This is a genomic window from Ferdinandcohnia sp. GQ5 (assembly GCF_059759275.1).
In genome coordinates this window covers 54581-72467 of the sequence record NZ_JCAXEW010000010.1, presented here as the reverse complement: position 1 = coordinate 72467, position 17887 = coordinate 54581, and the positions used below count along the sequence as shown (strand labels likewise).

General features: G+C 37.4%; 15 protein-coding genes. All 15 read right to left on the bottom strand.

Annotated elements, in window-relative coordinates; genetic code table 11:
- Positions 1 to 80: 80 nt before the first annotated feature.
- The 15 genes from AC6CHV_RS13585 to AC6CHV_RS13515 all read right to left on the bottom strand — a co-directional run bounded on the left by AC6CHV_RS13585 (position 81) and on the right by AC6CHV_RS13515 (position 17825).
- A complete protein-coding gene (locus tag AC6CHV_RS13585; RefSeq protein ID WP_498079048.1) occupies positions 81 to 4490 on the bottom strand; it encodes a S8 family serine peptidase in 4410 nt (1469 codons plus the stop codon).
- Positions 4491 to 5134: 644 nt separating this feature from the next.
- Positions 5135 to 5935 (bottom strand): septum site-determining protein MinD, encoded by an 801-nt coding sequence (gene minD / locus AC6CHV_RS13580; RefSeq protein WP_341330743.1) that lies wholly within the window; start codon positions 5933 to 5935, stop codon positions 5135 to 5137.
- Positions 5936 to 5937: 2 nt separating this feature from the next.
- On the bottom strand, positions 5938 to 6630 hold the full coding sequence (gene minC, locus AC6CHV_RS13575; RefSeq protein WP_498079086.1) for a septum site-determining protein MinC: 693 nt from the start codon (positions 6628 to 6630) through the stop codon (positions 5938 to 5940).
- A gap of 83 nt (positions 6631 to 6713) precedes the next feature.
- Positions 6714 to 7223 carry a rod shape-determining protein MreD gene (gene mreD, locus AC6CHV_RS13570; RefSeq protein ID WP_165918213.1) on the bottom strand — a complete coding sequence of 170 codons (510 nt, stop codon included), beginning with the start codon at positions 7221 to 7223 and terminating at the stop codon, positions 6714 to 6716.
- Entirely contained in the window at positions 7220 to 8083 is an 864-nt protein-coding gene (gene mreC / locus AC6CHV_RS13565) for a rod shape-determining protein MreC (RefSeq protein ID WP_121447714.1), read from the bottom strand. The genes mreD and mreC overlap by 4 nt, the downstream gene beginning before the upstream one ends.
- 76 nt (positions 8084 to 8159) lie before the next feature.
- Positions 8160 to 9182 carry a rod shape-determining protein gene (locus tag AC6CHV_RS13560; protein ID WP_099352118.1) on the bottom strand — a complete coding sequence of 341 codons (1023 nt, stop codon included), beginning with the start codon at positions 9180 to 9182 and terminating at the stop codon, positions 8160 to 8162.
- 105 nt (positions 9183 to 9287) lie between these two features.
- Positions 9288 to 9959 (bottom strand): RadC family protein, encoded by a 672-nt coding sequence (gene radC / locus AC6CHV_RS13555; protein WP_440272291.1) that lies wholly within the window; start codon positions 9957 to 9959, stop codon positions 9288 to 9290.
- 152 nt (positions 9960 to 10111) lie between these two features.
- Positions 10112 to 10678 carry a Maf family protein gene (locus AC6CHV_RS13550; RefSeq protein ID WP_121447712.1) on the bottom strand — a complete coding sequence of 189 codons (567 nt, stop codon included), beginning with the start codon at positions 10676 to 10678 and terminating at the stop codon, positions 10112 to 10114.
- A 217-nt stretch (positions 10679 to 10895) separates the two neighbouring features.
- Complete coding sequence (locus tag AC6CHV_RS13545; protein ID WP_498079047.1) at positions 10896 to 11978, bottom strand: hypothetical protein; 1083 nt, start codon at positions 11976 to 11978, stop codon at positions 10896 to 10898.
- A 181-nt stretch (positions 11979 to 12159) separates the two neighbouring features.
- Positions 12160 to 12975, bottom strand: coding sequence for a PRC-barrel domain-containing protein (locus AC6CHV_RS13540; protein ID WP_440272249.1), 816 nt, complete (start codon positions 12973 to 12975; stop codon positions 12160 to 12162).
- Positions 12976 to 13049: 74 nt separating this feature from the next.
- Complete coding sequence (locus AC6CHV_RS13535; protein ID WP_498079046.1) at positions 13050 to 14246, bottom strand: hypothetical protein; 1197 nt, start codon at positions 14244 to 14246, stop codon at positions 13050 to 13052.
- Between the two features lie 357 nt (positions 14247 to 14603).
- Positions 14604 to 15398, bottom strand: coding sequence for a hypothetical protein (locus AC6CHV_RS13530; RefSeq protein ID WP_498079045.1), 795 nt, complete (start codon positions 15396 to 15398; stop codon positions 14604 to 14606).
- Between the two features lie 2 nt (positions 15399 to 15400).
- Positions 15401 to 16069, bottom strand: coding sequence for a PilN domain-containing protein (locus AC6CHV_RS13525; RefSeq protein WP_498079044.1), 669 nt, complete (start codon positions 16067 to 16069; stop codon positions 15401 to 15403).
- Between the two features lie 2 nt (positions 16070 to 16071).
- The gene (gene pilM / locus AC6CHV_RS13520) at positions 16072 to 17043 is read right to left on the bottom strand and encodes a pilus assembly protein PilM (protein WP_498079043.1); all 972 of its coding nucleotides are present in this window, start codon (positions 17041 to 17043) and stop codon (positions 16072 to 16074) included.
- 17 nt (positions 17044 to 17060) lie between these two features.
- Positions 17061 to 17825: a prepilin peptidase gene (locus AC6CHV_RS13515; RefSeq protein ID WP_498079042.1), complete on the bottom strand. Its 765-nt coding sequence runs from the start codon at positions 17823 to 17825 to the stop codon at positions 17061 to 17063.
- Between the last annotated feature and the right edge of the window lie 62 nt (positions 17826 to 17887).

The window sequence follows — 17887 nt, the reverse complement described above, 5'->3', positions numbered from 1 at the left end:
GATTAAAGGAACTAAGATATGACAATATTGAAGCACTCGAAAAAAGAAGGATGAGATTTCTCCCATCCTCCTTCTTCTACTTATTTATTTTTTCCTGGTTTGTCAGGTTTTCCTGGTTTATCAGGCTTTCCTGGCTTCCCTTTCCCTGGCTTTCCATCATCTTCTTGAACATTGATAAACAGCTTACCAGTTGCAACTTTTCGAGCCTCATTGCCATATTCATCTCTTACAATAACCTCAATTTCAGCACCTTCTGCAACTACGCTTGAAACAGCCGTCCAATAACCAACGTAGACACCAGGAGATACCTCTTGTATTGGAAGTTCTGTAGCATTGCTAAGATCAGCTTTTGCGTTCGTTAAAGGCATCCGAATCGCAAAAGTTGCATCTAATCCGGATTCAGTTGTGAATTCTATTTTCACACTTTCACCAGATTGTAAATGTACATCCTCTGTAGGTTTAAGATCAGCTATTGTTATTTCACCAAATTTAGCCGTCACAGTAACCTGATTAGTAGTTGTATTACCTGCTTTATCTGTAGCAATGACCTCGATATTATTTTCACCATTTTCAAGTAAAATGCGTTTTGAGAAACTTCCGTCCGTGATAGTTGCATTTTCACCATTTACTGTCACAGATTCAATATTTTCATCTTGAACAGTACCTGTCACTGTTACCGTTTCTTTATTTGTCTTTGAACCATCTTCAGGGCTTGTAATTGCGAGTTCCGGAGATGTTTGGTCAAGAACAACTACAACAGGTTCTGATGCATCAGTAATTCCTGTATCAGTTGAAGCTTTAGCTGTTAGTGAATTCTCACCATCCTGCAGTTCCATATCAACTGAAAAAGTACCAGCATCTGTTGTTTCAGTTGTCGCTATTTCTTCCCCATTGTTAAAGACATGAACAGTAGTAGTCGGGGCTGCCTTTCCTTCAACAGTAACAGTTGATTCATTCGTGTAAGCTCCTGTTATTGGAGAAGTAATGGTCGGAGCCGTTACCTCATAATTAACTGTTGCACGAATCATGTAGTTACCTTCAGCTTCTGGAGCTAATGACCATGCTCCTCCAACCAACTGCCAGCTACGACCTGAATACTCCCCATCTTCATCGGTTCCAAGTCCCGGTGCATTTGGATTTGGATCTGCTTGAATGTATACCATATAGAAGTCTCCTTCTACGATAATACCTTCAGCTGCAAGATCCACATTTGTCCATTCACCAGTTCGTAGAGCAGTTGCATCAATCGGCCCAGCAAGTTTTTTACCTGGTGTTCCATCTGCTCCAGTTGCATCCCATACTTCTACTTTGAAATCCGTTCCTCCTGGTGTTGGCCATGTTGTATCCCAGAAACGGAATTGTCCTCCTGTAACAAGAGCAGCATTTTGACCTTCATTTAATGACATTTTCACTGCCCATCCGTTGCCAGCATCATAGAAAGCACGTGCATTTTCTGCAGTTCCATCGTCATATCCAATTTCACCAGGATATCCGATGAATGGCCTTAATTCTACGTTTTGCGAAACCTCACCATTTCCTTCGAGAACAACTTCAAATGATTCACTATAATAGGAAGGTGCCATTACACGAACTGTATACGTACCTTCATATGCAGTAAGTGAATACTGACCATCTTCATCTGTCACAACTGGTGCAACATTTGCATCTTCGACGAGTAATAGAGTCGCACCTGAAACTGGTTCACCGGTTGCCGCATTTGTAATCGTACCTGTTACTGTTCCTTGTGCTTTCTCCTCTAAAACAAAGTTTGCTACTGCTTCACCATCTGCCTCGACTGTTACAGTTTGTTGCGCTGGATGATATCCATAGCTTTCTGCAACTACTGTAAAATCACCTGTGCCGTGAATTAATTCATAAGCCCCAGTGGCTGGATTAGTTGTAACAGATCTGCCCGATTCTAATACACTTACTTGAGCATTTAAAGGTAAAGCTTGTGGGCTATTTTCTTTGACATCTACTTCCTTGAACTCGATGTTATAACCTTCTGGCTGAATTTTCGCTGGGTCAACTTTTTCTCCTTCTTTTAGAGAAACTGAACTGTCACCTCTATCCGCGCTGTCACCTTTCGTAGGTTGTACTCCTAATTGCGCTTTACTTTGACCAGTAAGTTGCTCGTCTGTTAAGCGTACATCATCAATGTACCAGCCATCACGTGTAACACTTCCATCAGTTGTTACATTGAAGCCAATATATACACGCTGTCCCGCATAATCTGATAAATCAACTTCTGCGGTTTGCCATCCAGAAGATGTATCTGTGATCTGTAGTAATTGTGTCCAGTTTTCCATATCTGTAGAAACAAATACATGACCATAATCCCAGTTACGTTCAAGATTAAACCAGTTCATATATTGTAGATATGACGGACCTTCAGGCAGGTCAACTGGTGGCATAACAAGAGTCATATTCGCTCGGCTACTATATTGTCCAGCTAGATTCGTAGCATATACTTTTTCTCCGGAATGTGCACCATTTGGACCACTTGTAGGAACACCCCATTGCCAAGAATCTTCCGCACCATAGGAGAACCAACCTACAGGAGTAGATTCAAAATCTTGGAAATAACCAACTGAAATTCCCGGCTGAACCGTAACTTCATATTCATCAGTTGTTACATTATTTTGACCAAAATCAACAACTTGCCAACGATACGACACAGAAGGCTCTGCAATTTCTTCACCTGGAATCACTGCTTCATATGTTCCTTCATTGTACGTACCTGATGTTTGAGTAGCTGATACATTCACCCATTCACCATCTTGATTTTCATATTGAAGCACAACAGATGTAATGCTTATGTTGTCTTGTACTGAAATAGAAAGTGGTAAATCCATACCTGCATAGGTTTCAGAAGGAGCTGCATGTTCAAACGTTGGAGCCTCTTCATCCACACCATCCTTTGCAACTTGACCTTTAATTTTCCCTAATCCAGAAGCAACTGAGGAAACAGCTAGATAGGCATTAGCCAAACCATAACCATAACCAAAGTTAGGGGATTCTGGGAAGGTGCCGTCAGTTAAAGGCGTTGCAGTTGATATAATGATCTCTTCAATTTGCTCAATCGTTAATGACGCGTTTGCTTGCTTTAATAACGCTACAATAGCTGAGATATGCGGGCCTGCCATTGATGTTCCATTCCATCCACCTTCATACCCACTGCCTGGAACGGATGAACGAATATTCACACCTGGAGCTGAAATATCCGGCTTAATATCCCCTTCATATGGTGAAGGACCTTGTAACGAGAAGTTTGCCAAACGATCATTAATATCCGTTGCTCCAGTTGCAAACGATTCAGGATAGTTTGCTGGTGTAGCAATTGACCCTGGGCCACCTGGATTAAATAAAGTTGTATTACCTGCAGAAAACTCTGGGAAAATATCGGCTGCTCTCCAGTTTTGGACCATCGGGCGATACCATTCATCTAAACCAGGTCCTCCACCCCATGAATTGTTAACAACGTCAGGAGCCATATCCGGGTTACCGCCAGGAGCGATAATCCATTGCCCAGCTTCTAATAAGTCAATATCTGACCCTCCGGCATCTGTAAATGCTTTAACTGCGATCCACTTTGCACCTGGGGCAACACCAATCTGATTAGCACCATTTGGCTCTGCACCAACCATTGTACCTGTAACATGTGTACCATGACCAATATCGTCATACGGAGTAGATTGACCAGCAGTTGCATCAAACCAGCTATATTGGTGGTTCGGATTGCTTGGATTAGCTGGGTCATAGCCACGGTACTGCTCCATTAATGCTGGATGATTCCATTGAACACCCGTATCAATGCTCGCGACAACCGTACCAGAACCATCGATTCCCATCTCCCAAACCTGTGGAGCTCCAACACGATCAATATTCCACTCAATGTTTTGAGGGGTCGCTTTGGATTCAACTGCTACTGAAGACTTTTCCGTTACTGGAACATGCAATGTTCGTGTTTCATTAGGTAACACTTTTTCAACTTCAGGGAACGATGCAATTTTCTCCATAACATCTTTCGTAGCGGTAACCGCCATTCCGTTTACAATGAAAAAGGATTTGATATCTTTTGCATTACCGGAAGCCTCTTCTTTTTGTAGATATGTCTTAACATCACCTTGTGTTTCAATCGCTGTTGTACGAAGTTCTGAAACGATTGCATTTCGTTTAATCGATTTTGTTTTAGCTACAGTAGATTTTTGAATACTAGCTTTTTTAGCAGCTTCATTTGCTACTTTTTTAGAATCAACTTGTTCCTTGAACTTAACCAGAAAGGTAACCATCTTCTCATCGGCAAATTGGTCTTTTAAGCTTTTAGAAATTTTACTTGAAGCAACTTCCTTTTTATTTCCTAGATAAGATGTTGAAGTTTCCTTTTCCTGAGCAAATGCTTGCGGTGCCATTACACTTGGTGCTAGTAATAACGCACACATTACAATACTTGCAACCTTTGTTAACCTACGTTTCCCTTTTTTCCTCATCAAGTTTCCTCCCTCTATTTTTTTATGATCTGATATGTCCTCCTTTCGTAAGAATCCTATACTCCAATGCATTGAGGTCTGTTCGGTATTTCTCATTGATAAATACCGCGTATTTCCAACCGGAAATAACATTATGTAGAAGTACAGGTATGAATTAACCTTAGCTAAAAAAATATGAAAAAAGTGTCGAAAAACGACTTATTTGTTTGAAGATTCAGAATTTGGTTAATTTGTATTATATGGAAAAAGATAAATAAGGAGTTTAGTACGAATAAATATATTTTCGTTATATTATTGTTTTTTTGGGGGTTTTCCAAGAAAATGGGGATTTTGCTTTACCTTACTTAACAAAAGATTGGTAATTTATTTGTTAGGTAGATTGACTTATTTGTAATGTCTTTGTAAATATTTTCACAAAAATGATTATATTCTCCTTCTGATTTTTCTGGAATTATTTAGGTAAATAAGAATTTGGTAAATAATCCCTCCTAATTTCATTATTACGATAGGTATAGTCTCCTAAGTTACATTGATAAATTTGATGGGAAAGGACTAAACTCTCATAGTTGTCGTTTAATTTCTATATGTACAACATAGAGGAATCTTTTTACAGCAACAAAAAACCACCTTATTTTGAAGGTGGTTTAACGTACGCCAAAGAATTTCTTGATTTTTGAGAACATCCCCTTTGGATCGTTATCAAGAGATTGAAGTGGAATCGACTCCCCAAGAATTCTCCGAGCTATATTTCGATATGCAATTGCTGTTTTGCTGCTTGAATTTAACGCAATCGGCTCACCATTGTTTGATGCTTTAATGACTTCATCATCATCTGAGACAATTCCGATTAAGTCGATTGAGAGATGTGTCACAATTTCATCAATATCAAGCATCTCACCTGATTTCATCATATGATTCCGAATCCGGTTTACAATTAGACGTGGAGGCTCTATATCCTCTTTTTCAAGTAATCCAATTATGCGGTCTGCGTCTCGAACGGCAGAAGTTTCTGGTGTTGTTACAACAATAGCTTTGTCAGCTCCAGCGATAGCATTTTGAAAGCCTTGTTCAATACCGGCAGGACAGTCAATGATTATATAATCAAAATCCTGTTTTAACTCCTCTACCAAATTCTTCATTTGGCTAGGTTCTACTGCAGTTTTATCACTTGTTTGGGCAGCTGGCAGTAAATAAAGATGGTCATCGAATCTTTTATCTTTAACTAAGGCTTGTTTAAGCTTACAACGCCCCTGTACAACGTCAACTAAATCATAAATGATTCGATTTTCAAGACCCATAACAACATCTAGATTACGCAGGCCAATATCTGTATCTATTAAACATACTCGTTTCCCTAGCACAGCCAAGGAAGTGCCTACGTTAGCAGACGTGGTCGTCTTTCCGACTCCACCTTTTCCTGATGTTATAACTATAGCCTCTCCCACAGCTAGATTCCCCCTTCTAACCTTGTTAAATTAGGTCTTAAATGAGTTAACTGTTGCAATCTTTCTACTACAATTGTCTCATTATCGTCCACATAGGCACATTCCATAAGATTGTTGTCTGTTTGAACAGCATCTGGTGCTCTATTCATGATGTCACCAATTCGAAGCTGTGTAGGTTTCATAACTGATGCAGTGATGATTGCATCTCGTCTCCCATTGAAACCAGCATGTGCAATTCCACGTAAAGTGCCTAAAATAAAAATATTTCCTCCTGCAATTACCGTAGCTCCTGGGTTCACATCACCAACTAACATAAGATCTCCTTCGACCTTTAGAACTTGTCCGGAACGAATCACCTTAGCAACTGAAACGATTTCATGTTTCTTTCTCATCTCTTCTGCTTCTTGTTTTGTAATGACATTACTATCAATTAGATCTACGACTAAATGTTTTTTATTTCGAATAATCGATCTGATTTCTTCTTCTTGATCATGTGATAAAAAACGATTACCAATCTTTACTTTAACAGGAACAAACGGAACATCCTCATTCCGCTTCTGATTCAAGGAAAGCTTAATCTCTAAGTCTTCGATTAGCTCTTTAAATGAACAAGAATCATCGAGATGCAACGTTAGTCCGTCTTTTGTCCCTTTTATTGTAACATACTGTTGTTTTTGTCCTTTCACGACGTTCACCTCAACGATAATATACTTCAACAAGAGACTCCATTTTTCCTGTTAATTATCAAATTTTTTTAAGAGATTCTATCAAATTCTACTTATTCTTCAATATGCAGCTTTCCTAGTAATTTCTTAAAGGGAAATGCAAACACTAGTATAAATATACTATTTATTAGTAACGTCGGTAAAATTCGGATTTGAAGGAATCGTTCTATTGAAATAGTAGTAGATCCGATTACCAAATTTACACCATACACACAAAATTCCAACACAAAGATTCCAATGAGACTTAGAAAAGAGATGACAAAGATATTTGTTTGTAAAATTCGACTTGCCCAGGAAATAAGATAAACCACAAGTGTGTATAAAAATAAATAAACTCCTAAAACTTCCGTATAAACAATATCATATAGTAAACCAAAGATAGCCCCATATAGAAGTCCCATTGGTTTATTAAAATAGACTGTAGTAAAAGCAATCAATAAAAATAAAAAACGGGGTACAAAGACATTTTCTTTGTGAAATATATCTACCGGCACTAAATCAACAAAGCTGCTCTCTAGTAAAAAAACAAAGGACAAAATAAGGGGAAGAACGAAACGTTTCACGATTCTTCCTCCTCCTCTTCCGGTACAATCATCGTTCTCTCGACAATGATAACATGATCAATTTCATAAAAATCAGCAGCTGGTCTGATGTAGGCTGTTTTTGTTAATCCATAATCGTCAGGTACAATATCCATAACCTCACCAATATATAGTTCACTTGGGAAAATTCCACCTAGTCCGGAAGTAAGTACCTTTTGATCTTTTTCAATCTTAGAATCTGGCGTATTGATTTTAAATAGTAGAGCTTCTTTTTCCTCGTCATACCCCTCAATTAACCCCATAATCTTTGATTCTCCTTGAATGTAGGCAGAGATTCGATTAATGCGATTAGGGGAACTCAAAAGCTGGATGGTGGAAGTAAATGTGTTAGCATGCTTTACCTTACCAATTAATCCTTTTGAGGTGACAACCGCCATGTCAACTTTCACACCATGCCGAGTTCCACGATTAACTGTAATAATTTCATGCCATTGATCAGGGTTACGTCCTATTACAGTGGCCTGAATTTTATTAAAATGATCAAGTGATTCCGTTTTTTCCAAGACATCACGTAATTTTCCGTTTTCTTTCTCTAACTCCTGTACTTTTGCTTCTAATTGACCATATGAATCAAGCTTTTCCTTTAAGAGTTTATTCTCTTCATATGTATTTTGAATATGATTGATATTATCAAAAAAACCCGCAATGGCTTGTGAGGGCTGATGAAAAACACTTTGAACCCAACCAACTGAGTCTTTTATAAATTGCTCCGGCCATGATAATTTGTTACGCTCTTGTAAGGAAAATCCAATCAATGCCACTAGAACGATGATACAAACAAGTAAGATGATTAGTCGCTTATTGAGAAAAAATTGTGGCATGTGTTACACCCTCTAACTAAACTTTAAATTTCAACACATATAGTGGGGAAGTTAAATTCCCCACTATTAAAGTATCTTATCGTAAATCCTTTGATTTCCCTTTAAATAAATGGATATGGTCGAGTGCCTTACCGGTACCGATTGCGACACAATCTAATGGGTTTTCTGCGATAAGGACAGGCATACTAGTCTCTTCACTAATAACCTTATCCAAATTACGTAAAAGAGCTCCCCCACCTGCTAATACAATTCCACGGTCCATAATATCTGCTGCTAATTCAGGTGGCGTCTTTTCAAGCGTATTTTTAACAGCATCGACTATCGCATACACTGTATCATGAAGGGCTCCCGAAATTTCCTCTGCTGTAATTTCAATTGTTTTTGGTAAACCAGTTAGTAAGTCTCTTCCGCGGATTTCCATGTTTTCTACACCTTCTGGAGCACCCGCTGATCCAATCTCAACCTTGATTGCTTCCGCTGTCCGATCTCCAATCATAAGGTTGTAGGTCTTTCGAATGTATTGAATAATTGCATCATCCATTTCATCACCAGCAATACGGATGGACTGACTTGTAACGATTCCACCTAAAGAAATGATTGCTACTTCCGTTGTTCCACCACCAATATCAACGATCATACTGCCAGTTGGTTCCCATACAGGAAGGTTAGCGCCAATTGCCGCTGCGAATGGCTCCTCGATTGGATAAGCATCTCTCGCACCAGCCTGACGAGTCGCGTCGATTACCGCGCGTTGTTCAACTGCTGTAATACCAGATGGTACACAAACCATAATATATGGTTTTCTTGAAAAAAAGTTCTTTGTTTTAACCGCTTGATTTATGTAATACTTCATCATTGTGGCAGTTGTTTCGTAGTCAGCGATGACTCCATCCTTCATAGGACGAAGCGCAACAACATTCCCAGGTGTACGCCCAATCATGTTTTTAGCATCATTTCCGACTGCCACAATCTGCTTTGTATCTGTTTGCATGGCAACGACCGATGGCTCTCTCACTGCAATTCCTTTACCTTTAATGAAAACAAGCGTATTAGCCGTTCCTAAATCTATACCAAGGTCTCTTGTACCTATTCCAAACATATATGTATCTTCCTTTCTGATACGCGAATAAAGAGTTGTAATAATTGTTACTCACGCGAAAAACTCATAACAAATATTATATCGTACAAAATTAAAAATTAATAGTCACACATAACCTTTTTCTTTAAGACTGACATATTTATGTTCTCCAATGATCAAATGATCCAATAGCTCTATGCCAATTATCCTACCACATTCAACAAGTCTTTTCGTTACCTCAATATCCTCTCGGCTTGGAGCAGGGTCACCAGAAGGATGATTATGAATGCAAATTATCGAAGCAGCTGACCTACGAAAGGCCTCCTTATACACTTCACGAGGATGAACAATCGAGGCATTTAAACTTCCGATAAAAATTGTTTGGCGATGTATCACCTGATTTTTCGTATTTAAGTATAGACAAACAAAATGTTCCTGAGTTAAAAAGCGCATGTCCTCCATCACATATTTTGCCCCATCTTCTGGAGACCTGATGACATAGCGATCTTCATATTGAAGTTTGCCTATTCTTCGACCAAGCTCAATAGCTGCCATAATTTGTACGGCTTTTGCTTGCCCAATCCCCTTAATCGAGGTGATTTCTTCAACAGAGGCTTCCTGCAATAATCGTAGTCCTTCGAAATGATGTAATAAGCGGTTTGACAGTTGGATAACGGATTCTTCCTTCGAACCCGTGCGTAATAGAATGGCTAAAAGCTCATGGTTCGAAAGGCTGTCGGGTCCATCGGAAACCAAACGTTCCCGAGGCCTTTCCGCTTGAGGGTAATCCCGAATCATAAGTTCAGACGTTTTCAAATAGGTTCCTCCTACCTTCACAAATAGATACTCGGACCCCACTCTCATTTATTAAACTGCAGACTACTTTGTGAAAGTGTCGTACCTAGAAATGCAACGTATAGAGTTTTCTTTTCTCAAACTGTACAAATTTTTTAGCAGTGAAAACCTAGATTTCTTAATTCACGAAGGGTTCTTGATACAGGCAATCCTACTACAGAAAAATAGTCCCCTTTAATATGTTTGACGAGTGCAGATCCAAGTCCTTGAATTCCATATGAACCTGCTTTATCCTTTGGTTCGCCTGAAGCAACATATGTTTGAATTTCCTCATCCGTAAGGTCCCAAAACGTTACTTCTGTTCTCTCAAAAAACGTTTTTTGGGTGTCCTTAAAAAGGATCGCAACTCCTGTTACGACTTCATGTGTTTGATTTGAAAGTGTTTTTAAAACATCTATAGATTCCTGTTCGTTTTTAGGTTTACCTAAAAATTGGTTTTGAAACACAACAGCTGTATCTGCTGCAAGAATATAGGAATCAGGGAATTGCTCCAGGATTGCCTTTGCTTTTTTTAAGGCTATGGTCATTGCTTTTTCTTCAGGAGTGAGTGTTTCGTCAATGGATTCATCAATATTACTGACGGAAACATCGAAGGAAAGTTTCACATTTCTAAGAAGTTCTTTTCGTCGTGGGGAACCAGAGGCTAAAACGAGGTGTTGCATGATTTATTCACCCTTTATCTTTATATTTCAGAATGGAAGATACCTGTTTATCGTATCAAACAAAACCTGACTCTACAATTACGAAAAATTGAATTTTGTCGATAATTTATCGTTTGTAAAAATTTATCTATTTATGTAAACCCAAAGAAATTCAATCCATAAAGAAGGAAAGGAGTTTATTTCTCCTTTCCCAGTCGATTGTAAAATTTAATTTTGACTAACTTAGCTCAGAAATCCAAACGGTATAGGCTTGGTACGCATTTAATAGTGATTGTTGTGATTGCCACAATGCCTTCTCGTCGCCACCATTTTTAAAGGATTGTAGCTGAGTAAAGGAAGACTCAATATTCGCATTGAATTCTTTAAGCTGTTCATGCAGGTTGTCTTTTTTGATTTCCTTTACTGCCGATAATTGTTTTGATAGATTCTCTAATTGTCCGTTATCAATCGTACCCGTACCAAATGCTTGAGAAGATAGAGTTAATAATTCCTTAAATACTGGTAGACTTAACTTAATTGCTTCTGAGTCCATTTTTCCTACTTTCGAATAAGACCCACCCGGCATCTCGAATGTTTTCGTAAAAAACTCAGGGAATGCTTCTTTGTATTTGGCCTTAATATCCCCAACTGAGCCTTGTTCAGAACCGATACCAGCAAGAACGTAAAACGCACCATCCATTTCAACAGTCGTTGCAGCAAACCCTTTACCTTTGATATCACTCACAGTTGTATTAGCAGATTCAGCAGTTGAAAATTTACCACCTTGTACGATCCCAGTTGATAGAGTCTCTAAATCTATCGCAACCTGATCACTTGCAGGTGGGTCTTCCTGTTTCCCAGTTGGAGCAGGATTGCCGTTTGTAACTTGTGTTGGGTTTTCATTATCTGCTGGTCCAGCATTCACATCTTCTACGACTTTTAAAATCATGAACCCAAAACCTGTGCCAAGAACGATGGCTAAAGCAATTGAAATAACCAATTGTTTTAATGAAAATACTTGTATTCCTTTACTCTTTTTCGGTAAATATGGAATTTTGCTAGGACCATTGGTATGACGTAAATCTTCAATTGGAATCACAGGAATCTCTTTTTCTTTTGTTTTTTGATTTCTCAAATCTTCATCTGGTAGAACCCAGCTAAAATCATCCTCTTCTTCCTCTTGTGCTGCCGCAACCTCTTCATTTTCAACAATAATAAGAGGTTTTTCCTTTTCGACAAATTCTGTTTTCTCTTTCTTTTCCTTCTTAACCTTCGGCTCCTTGCCATTAATTTTAATAGAAATCCGATTCTGCTTGTCCATTTTTTCACCACCCATTTAAGGAACGCCTACTTTTTTTTCAATGCTACCATACCTATAAAAAAAAAGAACAAGACATTTGTCGTCTTGTTACTAGAGGTTTTCGTCAAATTGTTACAAATGATAACAATTGTTGGGTTTCCATGAGTACATATAAAGTAAAAAAACCCACTAATTCGTGGGTTTATTGTTCAACATTCATTGATAATTCTACAAAAACATTAGGACCTAAGTCTTGAGCCTTTATAATATCATCTACTGATAAATGAGTGCCAGCTGGTATTAAAACATTTCCTTCATTGTCCAAAATGTCTTTAGTGACTACTTTGCCATATAGAAGATCTACTTGTTTGAGGCGAAGTGCTTTTGCTTCTGCTTCTTCATGCTTGTCTATTGATGCATTAATTTCATCAAATGGACTTTGTTCTTCTGTTGATGATGCGGGTAAAACTTTTTCAATGATTTCTTCATTTGGTTCATTTTGTGTTTCTAGTATTGGATTTTCGAAATACTCTACAGAGTCAAGGAACTTAGATGACGCGTCTTCCTCTACAATAATAATGTCTTTTCCATATGTAAGAACAGAATCAGATGCGAGAGCCACTTCACTTCCAGAGACATTTAATAATGTACCTAATAGATTTCCTGTTTCATCATCCACATAATATTCAAGGACTTCCCCTAATAATTGTCCTTTTCTTGTCATGACTTTTGTATTCGTAATTTTGATTTTCTTATTTACAAGTGAATTTGCAATTGGTATCTCATTCAAATCTATAACAGAGCCTTCACTTTCAATAGTGACGGCGTACTCACCAATACCAACTACCCTTTTGAACGGAATAGCCTTCACACTAACTTGCCAATCTTCATGTTCTATAGTAAGAAAGTCCACTGAGCCTTTTTCAGGATTTATCACTAAGGATTTAACCTTTCCAATTTCGATTCCATCTATAATACTAATGATTGGCAGACCAACTATTTCAACACTCTTCTTCATTCTATTCACCACACCTAGTTATTTTTTCATGCGTCTTTTTTCATTCATTTTACCATGTTCTTCGATATTTTTCGTCATATTTTGCAATATTCATCTTTAATATAATTAATTTCATGTAAAATTACAGGATATTTTTCAAACCTAACTCTATTTTGTGATAGTAAAGATGATAGTTCTTCAATTTGTCCTGTATTTATATAATGTTCTATTAATAAACTAACAAATGTATAATACTCATGATCAGAAAGTTGAGGATTGAGATGGTCCAGAATTATCTTTTCATAGCGAGAATTTGAGACTTTATTACGTGAAAGTTTTATTTGAGAAATCATCGTAGCAAAGATCTTTTGTCTTAGCACGTTATTATTGTCTTGATTTCCTTGAGTATCGTCCTCTACTTCAACAACTTCCATCGTTTCAGTACTAGGATAATCTTCCTTTGTTTCATCGAATTGCTCAATTTCTAATGATATTCTTCCGATTTCTTCTAGTTCTTCTATTTCCCGAGCTTCACCAATCTGATTCTGTGATGCGTCTAGTTGTACTTCCTGAATTGTATTCTCGTTTTCAACAGGAATGGACAGAATGACATCTTCTTCAGTTGAATCACCCTCAATTTCTTCAAGCGTATTTTCGCTAGGTTCAATGAGTGGGATACCCTCTATACCACTTTCTTCACTCGGATGTTCGACTTTATTGACTGGTAAACTAGCAATTTGAATTTCTTCAAGGGTTGAAGGTGCAGTCATTTGAATTTCATCTTTCTCTTCATCTAGATCGTTTGGTTCAATTTCTATCGTTTCTTCAGATGCTTCAAGAATTTCATCCGTTTTTTGTATTTCATTAGTAGGGTTTAATTCCAGTTCGATTTCTTTGAGCAGTTCCTCAAATTCGTGATTTCCGTCCTGATTGTTTGTGTGTGTGACATCTGGAAGTTCTTCATTTTCAACATGTATATTTTCAATGATGTATTCATCATTTTTTTGATTGACAATTGGTTCAAGTTCTTCAACAAATTCCTCATCAACTGCTTGTGTTTGAGGAGAAACGATATCCCGCTCAACTTGAAGTGCCTTGTCTTTTTGAGGGCTTGCCTGCTTTCGTATTTCTTCTTCAATCTCATCTTCAATTTCAAATTTAATGACTTGATCTTCGTATTCTGCACTATTTTCGTGATGAATAAATAATTGATTTCCATATTTTTTTCCAATTAAATATGAAGCTCCTATTGCTAGCAGTATTAACACTAAGCCAGTTTGCCATACACTCATTACTGTCTTCAATGCGATACCAATAGTGAATACGATAAATGCACAAAAAAGAATTAGTAACTTTCCCTTGTGAGTAAAACCAATAGGAAAAAAATAAATAATGGGTAGTATTATTAAAAGAGAAATAATTGCAATTACAAGAGATTCCAAGTTGCTCTCACATCTTTCTATAAAGATCATCAAGTTCCTTTTAACAGTTGCATTAAATGTTTAGGAAAGTGTTTTTTCATCGAATCCATTTTTTTACATTTTGTTATTTTATACTAATGTTTAGATTTTATAAAACTTTTATGATACTGCGATAACAGCTAAAAACGAGACATTTTTGCTTTGCCTCGTCCTTTACTAGGTTATCAGCTACTCATTTTCTTCACTTTTCTTTTCTAAACCTGTTGCCAAAGGATTATCCTTGTTGCTTGGTGGGGGAACCGTAAGTTTTGGTGCCTCTTCAGCAAGTTCAGGGTATTTAGGCATATAAAAAGTTGAAATGGTCACATCATACACGAGTGGTTGTGCCATTTGATCCACAGATGTCAACTCCGGAGTACCTGAAAAGCTTATTGAATCCACCCTTGTTATTCTAGTCTGGTGTTCGATAACAGATAAGAACTTCTCCAAATCGGGATAGGTGGGTGATTGGATTTGTAATGTTACAGTTATCTGGTTTAGTCCATCGATAAGTTCAGGATCAATATCCTTCACTTCTTCCACAGTCTCATTGGCATCATTTGACCCATCTTCAGTCGAAGCTTGATCATTTTTTTCATTTTCGAGATTCGTTGCTTCCCGTTCCTCAACAGGTTGAGTTTCATCGAATAATGTGAATTCACTTTCGCTATAAGACATACTAATAACTCGACTCTCAGATAAAGTCTCTGCACGTTCAAGATCCAAGACGATTTGCTCGACTAGAGGAACTACTGGAATTCTTTTTTGAATTTCAGTAGAACTAATATTTGGCGTTTCGTTCGTACGTTTATTCGATATTAACTCTAATAGTCTTTCTTCTGTTTTTACACTTTTCTCTAATTGAGATATTTTCAACTTCACTGGTTTTACTAAGAGAAAATAGGTTAAATAAAAAACACCAGCTAAAAAGACGATAGACATAACCAAATAGATAATTTGTTTTCGTGAAAATTGGAGAGTCATACCTAATTTCCCTCCTGTAATGAACGGATGGCACTCTTCTCAAAAACAATCTCATATTGAGCAAAATACCTAGGCAGAATGTCATTATTTATGTCTGTTTCAACCGCATTACCAGTTGGAGCATCCTCAGCCTCATTACTATTATTGTTCGATTGTTCTTTATTATCGGCCTTCTCCCCATTCTCTTCTAAAATTGGGGTAGTAGAGACAGTTAATAGACGTGCTGAACGAATAAACGGAGATTCAGTAAGTAAAGCCAGATAATGAGCATTTTCTGTATTGGTATCAAACTGAACTTCTAAAGAAACAATTCCATCCTCTGAGTATGAAATTTTTTGAACAAAACCCCGTTCAGGCAATAACTTAGTTAAATGATTTATAATCGGTACCGACTCTACAAAATAGCCATCAGCCCACTCCACAGTTCTTTCTAAATTGATTAGATTATTCGAATTATTTGCGGATGCATATTTTTGTTCCTCTGCTGCTCGTTTTTCTTGTAGTGTCTCAATTTGGTTTGCAAGATTTTCTTCAAGTGAAGTTACTTGTTTATATTGTAAAAAGATTAACAAAAATCCAATGATTGCAACACCAAGAATCATAAGAAGGAGTAGTAATTTCGCTCGATTTTTAAACTCTTTTCTTGGTAGTAAATTAATATCCACAAGCATAATTACACCTCTTTTAGCGCCAATCCTAATGGTAGAAAATATTGACTAGGCATTTTCTCAAATGTATCAATTGTACATACTGGAATTTCATATCGTTCAACAAGTGTTGATGTGATGTCTGGAAGATTTGGATGATCCCCGCTAACGAGAATATTCGTAACTCTCTCTTTCCCCTGTGACATGTTAAAACTATAAAAATTCATCACATGTTCAATCTCTTTAGTTATTTCATCTATCAGGACTTCTAACTTACTGCGATGACTATTCCATCTTATGTCTGCTAAGGTTTTGGAAGAGTTTTGTTGGATATCCCAATCATCAATTGATGTTTCTAAGGTAATATGCCTCATAAACAAAGGGATGTCGTGATGAAAAATACTTATATTTGCAGATTGTAGATCAAATTGAAGCAATAGTGAATGTTCTTCTGCACTTGTTTTCTTACAAAAATGAAATAGTCGATACATACAAAGTGGTGAAATATCTGCTGCAATAGGCTTTAACGAAATATCCTCTAATAGGGACGAGTATTCGGTAGCAACATCCTCAGGTGCTGCAAAAATGAGAACCTCTTTTTTCTTTTCAACTTCAGAAAGAATTTTATAATCCAAAACAGGGTCTTCGAAAGGAAGATGAATGGTTGCTCCGAGCTCTAAGTAAATATATCCTAAAATCTCATCATCTTTCACTTCATTTGGAATCGATATCTTTCGAATGACTACAAATGAGTCTGGAATAATAAATTGGACTTGATTATTTTTGATACCCCAATCTGTCATACATTCTTCTAGAATTAAATGAAGTGTGTCACGTTCAATGATTCTGCCTTCATGAATAATGCCAGGCGGTAAATATTTTTCTCGAAACTTATGTACTGTGATAGGGTTAGAGCGTTTCACACCCACATAACGAATTACATGATCTTTTAAAATGATATTTGCAAGTTTACTTGGTGAAAAAAGTGTAAAAGCCATTATGTATCCCCTTACTATCAAAATCCTATTAGGTCAATATACATCGCGATTAGGTTGTGTCCCCAGAAATATGCTATAAGTGTACCGATGACAATGGCTGGACCAAACGGCATGGGTTTTCCTTTTTTAACTTTGCCAATTGCAATCCCGATTAATCCGAAAAACGTACCAATAAGAGTAGCGAGGAAAAAGGACAGAAGGACAAGTTTCCAACCCAATGCAAGACCGATGACTGCATAAAGTTTAATATCGCCTCCACCCATCCCACCTTTGCTAACGACAGCGATAAGATAGAGTAACAGAAAGCCAACTAAACTACCTGTGATCATATCCCACCATGGTTCAAGTGGCACATAAATACGCTCTATAATAAGTAATGGGGCAAAAAAGAATAGAACCTTATCTGGGATGATCATATAGGTGATGTCTGAAACGAAAATTATGACCAATAATGAAATCAAAGTCCAAGCAATGATCAATTCTTTTGACCATCCCACCAGCAATGGTGAAATCGTGAAAAGAATTGCAGTAGCAAGTTCGATTGAAGCATATATAGGTGAGATGTGGGTTTTACATTTTCGGCACTTACCTCTTTGTAATATGTATGAAAAAACCGGGATTAATTCTATCGCTGTAAGCTGATGCTTACAAGTTGGGCATGCAGAACGCGGGCGAACAATAGACTGGCCTGCTGGAATGCGGAGGCCTACGACGTTGAAGAAGGAGCCTAAAACCAATCCAAGTAACAAAATGTAAATAAAACCTATAACTAAAATACTCAACATTATCTCCACCCATTTTAAAACGATAACCCTCTTATTAATAGAGGGTTATCTGGTTAAAA

Bases quoted from the DNA above. Each gene is read 5' to 3' on its own strand.
- AC6CHV_RS13535 (WP_498079046.1), bottom strand. From the start codon at position 14,246: ATGAGTGTATGGCAAACTGGCTTAGTGTTAATACTGCTAGCAATAGGA.
- AC6CHV_RS13550 (WP_121447712.1), bottom strand. From the start codon at position 10,678: ATGCAACACCTCGTTTTAGCCTCTGGTTCCCCACGACGAAAAGAACTT.
- AC6CHV_RS13540 (WP_440272249.1), bottom strand. From the start codon at position 12,975: ATGAAGAAGAGTGTTGAAATAGTTGGTCTGCCAATCATTAGTATTATA.
- mreC (WP_121447714.1), bottom strand. From the start codon at position 8,083: ATGCCACAATTTTTTCTCAATAAGCGACTAATCATCTTACTTGTTTGT.
- radC (WP_440272291.1), bottom strand. From the start codon at position 9,959: ATGATTCGGGATTACCCTCAAGCGGAAAGGCCTCGGGAACGTTTGGTT.
- AC6CHV_RS13560 (WP_099352118.1), bottom strand. From the start codon at position 9,182: ATGTTTGGAATAGGTACAAGAGACCTTGGTATAGATTTAGGAACGGCT.
- AC6CHV_RS13525 (WP_498079044.1), bottom strand. From the start codon at position 16,069: ATGCTTGTGGATATTAATTTACTACCAAGAAAAGAGTTTAAAAATCGA.
- AC6CHV_RS13545 (WP_498079047.1), bottom strand. From the start codon at position 11,978: ATGGACAAGCAGAATCGGATTTCTATTAAAATTAATGGCAAGGAGCCG.
- AC6CHV_RS13530 (WP_498079045.1), bottom strand. From the start codon at position 15,398: ATGACTCTCCAATTTTCACGAAAACAAATTATCTATTTGGTTATGTCT.
- AC6CHV_RS13585 (WP_498079048.1), bottom strand. From the start codon at position 4,490: ATGAGGAAAAAAGGGAAACGTAGGTTAACAAAGGTTGCAAGTATTGTA.
- pilM (WP_498079043.1), bottom strand. From the start codon at position 17,043: ATGGCTTTTACACTTTTTTCACCAAGTAAACTTGCAAATATCATTTTA.